12 protein-coding genes are annotated in these 11,497 nt (G+C 49.3%); 5 read left to right on the forward strand and 7 right to left on the reverse strand.

Annotated features, from left to right (window positions below; translation table 11 throughout):
- The first annotated feature begins 1 nt into the window (after position 1).
- The 5 genes from nirD to CBE68_RS10005 all read left to right on the forward strand — a co-directional run bounded on the left by nirD (position 2) and on the right by CBE68_RS10005 (position 4,364).
- Positions 2-325 (forward strand): nitrite reductase small subunit NirD, encoded by a 324-nt coding sequence (nirD, locus tag CBE68_RS09985; RefSeq protein WP_087505944.1) that lies wholly within the window; start codon positions 2-4, stop codon positions 323-325.
- A gap of 161 nt (positions 326-486) precedes the next feature.
- Positions 487-1,335, forward strand: coding sequence for a formate/nitrite transporter family protein (locus tag CBE68_RS09990; protein WP_087505945.1), 849 nt, complete (start codon positions 487-489; stop codon positions 1,333-1,335).
- A gap of 10 nt (positions 1,336-1,345) precedes the next feature.
- Positions 1,346-2,107 (forward strand): uroporphyrinogen-III C-methyltransferase, encoded by a 762-nt coding sequence (gene cobA / locus CBE68_RS09995; RefSeq protein ID WP_087505946.1) that lies wholly within the window; start codon positions 1,346-1,348, stop codon positions 2,105-2,107.
- A 143-nt stretch (positions 2,108-2,250) separates the two neighbouring features.
- Positions 2,251-3,741, forward strand: a complete 1,491-nt coding sequence (locus tag CBE68_RS10000; RefSeq protein ID WP_229744698.1) for an FAD-dependent oxidoreductase — start codon at positions 2,251-2,253, stop codon at positions 3,739-3,741.
- A 65-nt stretch (positions 3,742-3,806) separates the two neighbouring features.
- A complete protein-coding gene (locus CBE68_RS10005) occupies positions 3,807-4,364 on the forward strand; it encodes a YehS family protein (protein ID WP_087505947.1) in 558 nt (185 codons plus the stop codon).
- Between the two features lie 396 nt (positions 4,365-4,760).
- Here the strand turns inward: CBE68_RS10005 and CBE68_RS19075 are convergent, their stop codons facing one another.
- From CBE68_RS19075 to urtB, 7 genes are all read right to left on the reverse strand, one after another.
- On the reverse strand, positions 4,761-4,976 hold the full coding sequence (locus CBE68_RS19075; protein WP_087505948.1) for an SMR family transporter: 216 nt from the start codon (positions 4,974-4,976) through the stop codon (positions 4,761-4,763).
- Positions 4,977-5,090: 114 nt separating this feature from the next.
- Positions 5,091-6,032: a LysR family transcriptional regulator gene (locus CBE68_RS10015; protein WP_087505949.1), complete on the reverse strand. Its 942-nt coding sequence runs from the start codon at positions 6,030-6,032 to the stop codon at positions 5,091-5,093.
- 96 nt (positions 6,033-6,128) lie between these two features.
- The gene (locus CBE68_RS10020) at positions 6,129-7,010 is read right to left on the reverse strand and encodes an urease accessory protein UreD (protein ID WP_087505950.1); all 882 of its coding nucleotides are present in this window, start codon (positions 7,008-7,010) and stop codon (positions 6,129-6,131) included.
- Between the two features lie 36 nt (positions 7,011-7,046).
- Entirely contained in the window at positions 7,047-7,754 is a 708-nt protein-coding gene (gene urtE, locus CBE68_RS10025) for an urea ABC transporter ATP-binding subunit UrtE (protein ID WP_087506023.1), read from the reverse strand.
- A gap of 14 nt (positions 7,755-7,768) precedes the next feature.
- Entirely contained in the window at positions 7,769-8,542 is a 774-nt protein-coding gene (urtD, locus tag CBE68_RS10030) for an urea ABC transporter ATP-binding protein UrtD (RefSeq protein ID WP_229744704.1), read from the reverse strand.
- A 44-nt stretch (positions 8,543-8,586) separates the two neighbouring features.
- Positions 8,587-9,744 carry an urea ABC transporter permease subunit UrtC gene (gene urtC, locus CBE68_RS10035; RefSeq protein WP_229744697.1) on the reverse strand — a complete coding sequence of 386 codons (1,158 nt, stop codon included), beginning with the start codon at positions 9,742-9,744 and terminating at the stop codon, positions 8,587-8,589.
- Positions 9,745-9,747: 3 nt separating this feature from the next.
- Positions 9,748-11,364: an urea ABC transporter permease subunit UrtB gene (gene urtB, locus CBE68_RS10040; protein WP_087505952.1), complete on the reverse strand. Its 1,617-nt coding sequence runs from the start codon at positions 11,362-11,364 to the stop codon at positions 9,748-9,750.
- Positions 11,365-11,497 lie beyond the last annotated feature (133 nt).

Here is an 11,497-nt window from a genome sequence, read left to right on the forward strand (position 1 = left end):
CATGGCATTTACCACGATTTGCAATATCGAAGACATTATCCCGGGTACCGGTGTTTGTGCCTTAGTGGCAGGCGAACAGGTTGCCTTATTTCGTCCGACGACAGAGCAGCAAGTACTGGCAATTAGCAACACCGATCCCTTCTTCCAATCGAATGTGTTATCGCGTGGTCTGATTTGTCAGCATCAAGGCGAACTTTGGGTTGCAAGCCCGTTGAAGAAGCAGCGCTTTAACTTGAGTACTGGCGTTTGCATGGAGAACCCAGAGTTCAGCGTCAAGTCCTATCAGACCCGCGTGGTTGATGGCTTGGTTGAAATTGCGGCTTAGAGCGAGCGCCATTGAGTTCGAAATTTAATAGCAAAAATGCTTCTTTACCAATGCCACCTTAGCGTACTCAGTACGTCTGGTTTAGAGCCTTTGTCTATTGAATTTTATAGATTTTTATACAACCCACTTTCTAACTTTAAATTACAACTAAGGACGTATATATGTCTGCTCCAAAACCTGCAGAATTTGTACAAACCATGATTGATGTTGGCGAAGCCAAAACCAAAACCAGCAGCCGAGACTTATTGCTACGTGGCGTCATGGCCGGGGCAATTTTGTCATTTGCCGTAGTGGTTGCCATTACTGCGATTACCCAAACTGGTCTTGGTCTTGTTGGCGCGTTGGTATTCCCAGTGGGCTTTTGTATTTTGAGCCTGATGGGTTACGACTTGGTCACCGGCGTATTTGGTTTGGCGCCTTTGGCAAAGTTGGAAAATCGCCCCGGTATTACTTGGGGCCGAGTGTTGCGCTGTTGGGGCTTGGTTGGCTTGGGCAACCTGATTGGCTCTTTGATCGTCGCCTTTTTAATTGCGCTGTCATTGACCATGAACTTCACCATTGAACCGAACGCAGTGGCACAAAAAATCATTGCTGTTTCCACCGCACGCACTGTCGGTTTTGAAAATCTGGGCGCTGATGGTTGGATTACCTGCTTTGTTCGCGGCATCTTCTGTAACTTGATGGTGTGCCTTGGCGTTATCGGCAACATGGCGGCTCGCACGGTTGCTGGCAAAATTACCGCGATGTGGTTGCCGATTTTCATCTTCTTTGTGTTGGTATTCGAGCACACCGTGGTCAATATGTTCTTGTTCCCACTGGGCATGATGTTGGGCGCCGATTTTGGTGTGGCCACTTGGTTGAACTACAACCTGATCCCAACCATTTTGGGGAATATCGTCGGTGGTTTGGTTTGTACTTGCATTCCGCTCTACATGACTCACGCCCGCACAGCACCCGCGCTGGATACTGAAGAACCTACGGTAAACGCCGAGCCGGTGTTAGAAAGTTAATGGTGACAGTTTGTCGACAGTAGCAAAATCAGATCAGCAAGGATTTGTATCACTTGTAGGAGCAGGGCCGGGCGATCCGGACCTGCTGACAATGAAGGGGTATCGAGCGATTCAGCAAGCGTCCGTAGTGGTCTACGACCGCTTGGTGTCACCGCAAATCCTCGCCTTAGCAAGTGCCGATGCAGAGAAGATTTATGTTGGTAAACAGTTGGATTTTCACTGTGTGCCACAAGCACAAATCAATCAATTACTGGTCGATAAAGCCAAAGCTGGCAATAGGGTCGTGCGCCTTAAAGGTGGCGACCCGTTTGTTTTTGGTCGCGGTGGTGAAGAGCTCGAAGTGCTGGCCGAACAGGGCGTCCGCTTTGAAGTTATTCCCGGCGTCACCGCCGCTGCTGGCGCTACCGCTTATGCCGGTATTCCGTTAACGCATCGCCAGCACGCCCAAAGCGTGCAGTTTATTACCGGCCATCTGCAAGCCAATGGCGAAGAAGTTAACTGGCAAGCGTTAGCCCAGGCTAACTCGACCTTGGTGTTTTACATGGGCCTTAAGCAAAGTGGCTATACTGCCGAACGGCTAATAGAGCAGGGCATGGATGTTCAAACCAGCTGTGCCATCATCGAGAATGGTACTCGGCCACAACAACGAGTATTGACCGGACAGTTGGCCGATTTGGCCGAACTGGCCAACAAAGCCGTGAGCCCGGCACTGATTGTTGTTGGCAGCGTGACTCAGTTGCAGCAAAAACTCAGTTGGTTTGCTGGCGAGTAACAGCAAAAGCCCCGTAATTTGCTGTGTCAATTTCAGCAAACATGGTTTGGCAAAATTTAGTTTGCTGACAAATAACATCTTTTGTGACCTAACAACGTAGAATCGGGTATAACTAACCTCTACAACTGTTTAGGGTTTATTTGGTGTCTGACAACATCTCTCAAATCTCTCATCCCAAAGTCGCGGTGATTGGTGGCGGTATGGCCGGCTCAACCATTGCCTTGCGATTGTCTGAGTTAGGCATTGCCACTACCTTGTTTGATAAAGGTTCCAGCTTGGTCAATGGCCCGCCAATGTGTCATTTGCATGCCGGCGGTAATCTCTATCGAGATATCTCCGATGAACAGTGTTTTGCTCTACTCGAACAGTCGATTGATACTCTAAAGGTGTACCGCAATTGCGTCGATTGGCGTCCTACCGTTATTGCCTTGCCAACGACGGATAAGAGCACGCCTGCAGCACTATTACCGCGGCTTCACAAATTGCAGGCCCATTATCAGTCACTCATTGCTAAAGATTCATCGAACGCTGTGCTTGGGGAACCTGAGCATTATTTCCGTCCATACCAGCGGGAGCAGCTTGAACAACTGGCGCTGCGCGACACACCTAAGTTTGCTCAACATTTTGATGATTGGTTGATTCCCGTTGCCAAAACGCTGGATTTGGATGCCTTGCAGTTTCCTGTTTTCTTGGTACAAGAATACGGTCTGAATGCCTTTCGCCTTGCTGCCACTGCATCTTTGGCAATGACATCGCTCGAAGCCAGCGAACTGCGTTTGCAGCACCGAATCGTTGACATTGAGCGCCAGCCCCGAGCCAACAACTCTGAGTCGCTGGCGGCAAACTGGCGTCTTATCAGTCAAGATCAATCAGGCGAGTTAAAGCATTGGCAATTTGATTATGTGGTCAATGCTTGCGGCTTCCAAACCGGTGAAATTGATGACTTGTTGCAGCAGCCACGGCAACGCATGGTTGAGTTTAAAGCTGCCTATGTTGCTTACTGGCATGGTGCTGAGGGCCAATGGCCAGAGGTCATTATTCATGGTGAGCGCGGTACCCCGCAGGGCATGGCACAGCTAACTCCTTACGCCAACGGCTTTTTCCAGCTCCATGGCATGACCAAAGCCATCACCCTGTTTGAAGATGGTCTAGTGGCCACATGCGCCGAAAGCGCGCAGCCAAAATTGGCACAACCATTTATCGATAAAATTGAGCAGCATTGGCCGGCAGCAGAAGTGCAAACCCGCACCAAAGCGGCTATTGCCCATGTGGCTCAGTATCTTCCGGCCTTTGCCAATGCCAAAGTCGGAACCAAGCCGATGTACGGTGCGCAGCAAATACCGGGGGCCGATCCGGGTTTAAGAGCGGCTGATGTGTCTTTTTGCTGTGATGGTTATGCTCGCGCTGAGATTGTTAAGGCCTCATCGGCGCTTGCCGCTGCCGATGCCATTTTATCGGACATGGTGCGGTTACAGGTTGTTAGTCCGCAACAGTTTGGCGACAAGCTAAGCCATCATCATTTGCCAGTCACCAAGGCATTGCCGCCGGTTAGGGTTGCTGGTCTCGCGGCGCAAATTGCTGCGCAACGTGATTATGCTGCCGCTTTGGCAGAACCTATCAAAGCGGTAGTCTGATTGCTGTTAGTCGCAACAGGGAAGGGGTATCATGGCGGCTGCAATGTAGCCATGTAGCCCCCGAAATGACCAATAACGACATTCTTCGCCGAGTTCGATACATCTTTAGTTTCAATGATGCCAAGGTCATTGAACTGTTTGCGTTGGCCGACTTGCAGGTAACCAGAGAGCAAATTTCAGGCTGGCTAAAGCGCGACGATGATCCAGCCTTTACACCCTGCAATGACAAAACCCTAGCCACTTTTCTTAATGGCTTGATCAATGACAAACGCGGCAAGCGCGAGGGCGAACAACCTCAACCTGAGAGCCGCCTGACGAATAATCTGATATTGATGAAGTTTCGGATTGCGCTCAACTTGAAAGCCGAAGAAATATTAGCGTTGCTCGCTGACGTTGGATTTAACATAAGCAAACATGAGCTCAGTGCCTTTAGCCGCAGACCAGACCATAAACACTTTCGCGAGTGCAAAGATCAAGTGATCCGCAACCTGCTAAAAGGCATGCAACTTAAATATCGTGGTGATGCAGGGCCCAAAGAGCAAAGCAAACAACGCCGCTCCGCTAAACCGGCTACCAACAAAAAACAGCCGACCAGCGGCGGTTTTAAGTGGCCCTCAATTTGATGTGAGGGGCGCGCTCACCCAAATGGCGTTTTTTATCTTTATGATTTGAACCACCATTTAGCATCGGCTAATGTGGTTAAGTAGACATCCATAAATCTTCATTCTCACTTTCTACACCAAGGACTGGTTTGAAAGCTGCGCCTCGGCACTCCTACCTCCTTGTTCTTGATGGAAAGTCAGGAATGGATCATTAAAAAATTGAACTGCGATTTTCGAAGAAATTTCGAGTTCGCAGTAACACACTGTTAGGTGAATAAGGAAACCCAGTAGCGTGTTCAAGCTAAATGAAACAGATAAAGAAATTTTGCAGATTTTGAAAAGGGTGTTTCTGACCAAGAAAATAAAGCCCCTTAGCTCAGATGATCATCTTAGAATCTGGATGATTCGCATGTTTTTCTATTTGTCTCTTTTATTCATTGTTGTGAAGATAGTTTTTGAATTTACTGGTAAAGAAATGCGCTTTACCGCCAGAGCCAGAAAAAAATAAGAAACCGAAATAAGCGAATACATCAACAAATAAGCCCATATACCGGACTCAGCGAATTTCATTGAGCTGGTTCCGCCAACTTCAGTAGTAATTGCCAATAATAAAAAAATTCTTGCCATCCACATAAATAATCACCTTCACTTAAAATGCATGGCAATTCTAGTTCGATAGTTCACAAAGAGAATGTATTGCAGTTATGCAGAAATGAATAACTCAGTGAATATGATATGGGCCAGTCACTAACCAAATAACTTGGTGATGCCTTGATGTAGATGCTGATAGAACGGGTGGTTTCTGCGGCGTTGTAACATGCCGCCATACACTTTCACCAATGAAAACTGTGCCGATGCTTGTGCTAGTGGATAACAACGAATATCCGAATGTAATTTCGCCGTTGAGGGGTTGGCATACATGATTGCGTTGCTCTCGCTCAAACAGGCCAGTCCGGCAAGAATACTGGTTGTTGCGAGCATGACATTCACTCTTAGCCCATGTTGTTGATACTCAAGTTCAACGTAGTTGGGGCGGTGGTTGCCATCGGGTGGGGGTAGTATCACTACTGCCAGCTCTGCCAACTGTTGCCAGCTGCTTGCTACTACTTGGGACAGCACTGGGTGGTCTTTTCGAGCAAGCACTTTCATCGGCTCTTGGTAAAGCTGTTGCAAATAGATTTCTTGCGGAAGACTCGTTTCTTGATCGCAAATGCAGTAATCAAAGCTACCCTGCAGTAATTGCTCGATGCTGGCAGTTCCCCAGCCTGTTATTGCGACCGAAGCATTGGGGTATTGAGTGCGCAAATAGTTAGCGAGCTGGGGGCCCTGCTCTTGCAGGACATAAGGATCGACCACGATAGCGATGTCACCTTGATAGGCCAATGGATCAAACTGATGATAAGCGGAGAGAGCTTCTTTTACCGGCTCCAACATTAAGTCGGTGGCTTTGGTTAATCGCAACGCCAGTTCCGAGGGTTCCATGCCATGGGCTTTGCGGATAAACAATTGATCGCCAAAAGTGGCTTTTAGTTTGGTCATGCCGCGGCTTGCACTGGCTTGTGAAATACCTAGCCTTTCAGCTGCAGCTCTAGTACTGCCGGTTAAGACAATAGCGCGTAGCAACTGCAATAAATTGAGATCGAGTTGGTCGATATTGTCAATGGCTGTTAATCGTCTAGTCTGAGGCACTATTGTTACTTTTTTCGCCTTGGTGCAGTTTCAATTGTAAGCATCATAGTCGATTGAATTGATGCCAGTAAGCAAATCACTCAAAGACTGTAACAATCAAGTATTCCAGATTCTTGGCACACAGGCTGGCTTGTTGATGATCGATGGTCGCAAGATTTGCCAGCATTGCCGCAGTAGGCGCTGTGCTTGCTCTGAGCAATTGCCCAAATAGCGCACCAAAATCAAGTCAAGCCGTTGGGTGATGCTAATGCAGCGTTCCTCTTCTATGTCAGCCATCGCTTGGCGCAGTTGCTCAACTTGTTGCTCTGGTGCACCGGCACCAAATGCCACTAAGGTGCCGGACACCGTACAGTTATTAAAACCAACCAGTGCTTCAATGAGTGGATCTTGACTGCCCAATCGCTGCCGATCGAGCAATAAGGGTTTGTCGTTGTGATAGAGATTGAAGGTTTGTTCAATCATTCCTTGCTCAAACGGCAGACCGCTGTGGGTGCGACCCAAACAAAACACATCCATACCAATAAAACGGGCATCGCCATAAAGGTTGATCTGAGTGTTGAGAAAACCATGGGCGCCATCGAAGACAATGGTTTCCATTGGCAGCCATTCGCATTTGGCGTTATCGACGCTGATGTCGACGCGTTGCTTCTGCTCAATATTGGCCGAATCGGCTTGATAGATTTTACCTGCCGATGGCGTGGTGAGTAGGGCATGAGATTGAGGCTGGCAGTCAACCTGAATGTGCAAGTCATCGCCGGATACCAGTCCGCCGGGCGGATGCAGCAAATAGACATGGCAGCTGTCACCCTCCGGATAAAAGGGTCTTTGAACTCGCAAAGGCCCTGCGAACTGCATTTGATTCATGCGGGTTTTGCCCCGCGCTTGATCAAACCCTAGGGCAATCCAAGCCGGCCAGTGGCGCTGCTGGTCGGTTTGAGAGGCTTGGTTATTATTGATTGCATTCAAATAATCAGTCATCGAAAGGCGCTTTCCTACCACTGGGCTGCGATCAGGCTAAACAGTCAGATACTGCTTCACCAGCTGTTCATCTAAATCGCCGATGTCGCCATTGGCAACCTGACGGCCTCGATCCATTAAGCAAAAGTTATCCGCTACTTTACGGGCAAATGGCAATTTTTGCTCGACTAACAGTACAGTCAGGCCGATTTCCTCATTGAGTTTGCGAATGATATCGCCAATTTCAGCGACAATGTTCGGCTGAATGCCTTCGGTCGGTTCATCAAGGATAAGCAGCTCAGGCTTGATTGCTAGCGCTCGGCCAATGGCCAACTGTTGTTGCTGACCGCCGGACAAATCACCACCTTTGCGGCTCAGCATTTGCTTCAATACCGGGAACATGTCGAAGATGAATTCTGGCACTTGTCGTTGTTTATCAGGCCGAGCAGGTAAGCCAATGCGCAAATTTTCTTCGACTGTCAGTAATGGAAAAATCTGCCGGCCTTGCGGCACGTAGCCTACGCCTAACGTGGCTCGGCGCTCCGATGACAGTTTTTGTAGGCCGACTTCCATGCCACGTCCACGATAAATAATCTCACCACTTTTGACTGGCAATAAGCCCATAATGCTTTGCAGTAGGGTGGTCTTGCCAACACCATTGCGGCCCATCAACACCGTGCATTTACCTTGCTCCACTTCTAAGTCGAGATCCCACAAGGTGTGGCTCTGACCATAGAATTGATTGAGCTGTTGAATACTTAACATGCTGTTCATCGCGACTACTCTCCTAGATAAACTTGAACGACTTTGTCGTCGTTTTGCACTTGGTCCATTGTGCCCTCGGCAAGCACTGAGCCTTGATGGAGCACAGTGACTTGATTGGCCAGCGAACGGACAAAGTCCATGTCATGCTCCACCAGAATCACGGTATGCTCGCCTGCCAATGAGGTCAGCAGTTCGCCGGTGCGATCCATTTCTTGGTGAGTCATGCCGGCCACCGGTTCATCCACTAACAGCAGTTTCGGGTTTTGCATCAATAGCATGCCGATTTCTAACCACTGTTTTTGCCCGTGAGACAGGGCGCCTGCCAACAGGTTGCGTTGTTGCTTGAGACCAATTTGGCCCAATACATGATCAATATGATCAAGTTGCGATGAACTGAGTTTTGCCATCAAAGTGGTGAACACGCCCTTGGCGCCAGCCATCGCTAGCTCCAAGTTGGCAAACACCGTTTGATGTTCAAACACGGTTGGTTTTTGGAACTTACGACCAATACCGGCTTGGGCAATTTCTGGTTCTGACATATTCAGCAAATTGATTTTTTGGCCAAACCAAGCCGAGCCTTCATCGGGGCGAGTTTTGCCGGTGATGATGTCCATCATGGTGGTTTTGCCCGCGCCATTGGGGCCAATGATGCAGCGCAACTCGCCTTCGTTGATGTATAAGTTGAGCTTGTTAATGGCTTTGAAACCATCAAAGCTGACGCTGATATCTTCTAAATAGAGCAGGTAACCTTGACCAACGTCCAATGCTGGGCTGGTGTTCGGCATCATGAAATCGAACACCTTGTCGCGATGCTGAAATTCTTCGATGAGCCTCATGCTTTTACTCCGCTGTTATCCAAATCGTTGCCATTGTCCAAGTTGTTACCGTCGCTATCGTCATTGTCTGGCCGCTCGCGCTGCAATATCCCCATCACCCCTTTGGGTAAGAACAAGGTCACTAACACGAACATGGCGCCGAGGCTGAATAGCCAAATCTCAGGCATGGCGGCGGTTAAGTAGGTTTTGGCGTAGTTGACGGCGACGGCACCAACCACGGCACCATAAAGTGTTGCGCGACCACCCAAAGCGACCCAAACCACCAATTCAATGGAATTAAGCGGCGAAAACTCGGATGGGTTGATGATGCCAACTTGCGGCACATATAACGCCCCGGCAACACCGGCTAGCACCGCAGAGACGACAAAGATGAATAGTTTGACGTTCTCAACTTTGTAACCAATAAAGCGGGTGCGGGCTTCGGCATCGCGAATGGCAACCGCGACCCGGCCAAGGCGACTGGTGACAATCATCCGGCAAGCGATGTAACCCAAGCCCAGCGCTACCGCTGATGCAACATAAAGGGCCATGCGGGTGGCATCGGACTGGAGATCAAAGCCCAAGATGTCTTTGAAGTCGGTGAGGCCATTGTTACCACCAAAGCCCATTTCATTGCGGAAGAAGGCCAGTAGCAGGGCATAGGTCAGCGCCTGGGTGATGATCGACAGATAGACGCCAGTCACTCGCGAGCGAAAGGCCAGCCAGCCAAAGACAAAAGCCAGTAAGCCGGGTACCAGCACAATCATTAAGGCTGCAAACCAAAATTGATCAAAGCCGTGCCAGAACCAAGGCAGCTCCTGCCAGTTAAGGAACACCATGAAATCCGGCAACAATGGGTCGCCATAAACGCCGCGGTCGCCAATCTGACGCATCAAGTACATGCCCATGGCGTAACCACCAAGAGCAAAAAAGGCGGCATGGCCGAGGCTCAAAATACCCAAGTAACCCCAGACCAAGTCAACGGCAACTGCCAGTAGGGCATAGCACAAATACTTGCCCATCAGCGTCATGGTATAGGTCGTTACATGCAGTGGGTTTGAGCTGTCCAGTGCATTCAATAGTGGCACAGCAAGTGCCACGACAATCAACACCGCCAAAAAGCGAATGGTGCTTTTGTTGAAAATGCCTTCGTACATTTGTGGATGTGTTGTCATAACTTAGCCCTCAGCCGAACGGCCCTTCTGAGGGAACAATCCACGTGGCCGTTTTTGAATAAAGAGAATGATGAATACCAGTACCAAGATCTTCGCCAGTACGGCGCCAGCCCAAGGCTCCATGATCTTGTTAGCAACACCCAGTGATAAACCAGCAACCAAAGTGCCCCAAAGGTTACCCACGCCGCCGAACACCACCACCATGAAGGAGTCGATGATGTACGCCTGGCCCAGGTTTGGCCCGACGTTAGTGAGCTGACTTAAGGCAACCCCTGCGACACCGGCAATGCCCGAGCCTAAACCAAAGGTCATGGCATCAACCCATTCCGAGCGAACGCCCATAGCGCGCGCCATGGCTCGGTTTTGGGCAACCGCACGTACTTCAATTCCCAAGCGGGTGTAGCGCAGTAGCATAAATAACAGGGCAAAAACGATGAGACAAAAGGCAATGATATACAGGCGGTTAAGGGTCAGACTAAGCACAGGGTTAATCTCAATGACGCCACTCATAAACTCAGGCGTCGCCACCGAGCGGTTTAGCGGCGAGAAAATCGAGCGCACTGCTTGTTGTAAAATCAGGCTGATACCAAAGGTTGCCAGCAGGGTTTCCAGAGGCCGACCGTAAAGAAAGCGAATGACGCCACGTTCGATCAGAATGCCGACAAAGGCGGACACCAAAAAGGCAGCAGGAATCGATACCAAAATCGACAAGGCAATATTGTCTGGCATCAGTAGTTGCACCACATAGGTGGTGTAAGCGCCAAGCATAATGAGTTCACCATGGGCCATGTTAATCACGCCCATGACGCCAAAGGTAATAGCCAAGCCAATAGCCGCCAAAACGAGCACCGAGCCTAGGCTCAAGCCAAAGAATAAGGTTTCGGCATGGCCAGCCCATTTGCGCTTTTCATCGATGCTGCGTAAGCCTTTGCTGGCTTGGCTTTTGAGTATGGCGTCATCAGTGGTTTCGACAAATTGTGCGAGGGCGTTGCGAGCTGCCGGTTGCAGGCTGTCAGATAAAGTTGCAACGGCGGTTTGTTGCTCGGCTGAGTCACTGTCAGTACTGTTCAAGTCGGTCACGGCGAGGGCGACTTCAATCAGTTCTTGTACTGAGTTGTCCCGTTCGATATCGAGGCGTTGAGATAAGGTTTGATAAAGCTCAGGAGTGAGCTTGCCCATCAATTGACTGACTGCTTGTTGACGTTGCTCGACATCAGGCGAGGACAGCTTTAACGAGGCCAGTGCTGCTTTAAGGCTAGCGCGAATACTGTTGTTAATTCGTACCTTTTTGATTTTGCGTTTGCTGACGGTTTGGGCGCTCTCACCACTGTCGTCGAACAAGTTGACGATGATGAGTTTCTTGTCTTGCTTGCCTTGGACGACAACCAACTCATCGGTTTTCTTGAGACGATAGAGTTCGCCATTGAGTAATAGATTCAGGACCAATTCGGTGTTGGCATGTTGGCTGCTGGCAATTGCAGCAATGCCTTGTTCAATATGGCTGAAGTCCTTGGATTTTAATTGTTCTAATCCTTGCTCGAATGAATCTGCCCGAGCGAAACCTGTGGTCGCCACGGCGCTCAATAAGAGCAAGCTTACCCAAAGTACTCGAAGTAACATCTGTAATCCTCCAGAGCCACTAAACGGAAAAAGGATGGCGCCTTTCGGAGCCATCAATCCAGGTGTACACATTGCGTGTGATTCCTTTTCAACTGAAAAGGAGAAGAACTTGATGAACGAAACACCTTTACCG

This window comes from Neiella marina (assembly GCF_002165625.1).
Taxonomy (GTDB): Bacteria; Pseudomonadota; Gammaproteobacteria; order Enterobacterales; family Neiellaceae; genus Neiella; species Neiella marina.

Excerpts from the sequence above, each read along its gene's own strand:
- urtE (WP_087506023.1), bottom strand. The coding sequence starts at position 7,754 with ATGTTAAGTATTCAACAGCTCAATCAATTCTATGGTCAGAGCCACACC.
- CBE68_RS10020 (WP_087505950.1), bottom strand. The coding sequence starts at position 7,010 with ATGACTGATTATTTGAATGCAATCAATAATAACCAAGCCTCTCAAACC.
- urtD (WP_229744704.1), bottom strand. The coding sequence starts at position 8,542 with ATGATGCCGAACACCAGCCCAGCATTGGACGTTGGTCAAGGTTACCTG.
- CBE68_RS09990 (WP_087505945.1), top strand. The coding sequence starts at position 487 with ATGTCTGCTCCAAAACCTGCAGAATTTGTACAAACCATGATTGATGTT.
- urtC (WP_229744697.1), bottom strand. The coding sequence starts at position 9,744 with ATGACAACACATCCACAAATGTACGAAGGCATTTTCAACAAAAGCACC.
- CBE68_RS19075 (WP_087505948.1), bottom strand. The coding sequence starts at position 4,976 with ATGTGGATGGCAAGAATTTTTTTATTATTGGCAATTACTACTGAAGTT.
- urtB (WP_087505952.1), bottom strand. The coding sequence starts at position 11,364 with ATGTTACTTCGAGTACTTTGGGTAAGCTTGCTCTTATTGAGCGCCGTG.
- nirD (WP_087505944.1), top strand. The coding sequence starts at position 2 with ATGGCATTTACCACGATTTGCAATATCGAAGACATTATCCCGGGTACC.
- CBE68_RS10005 (WP_087505947.1), top strand. The coding sequence starts at position 3,807 with ATGACCAATAACGACATTCTTCGCCGAGTTCGATACATCTTTAGTTTC.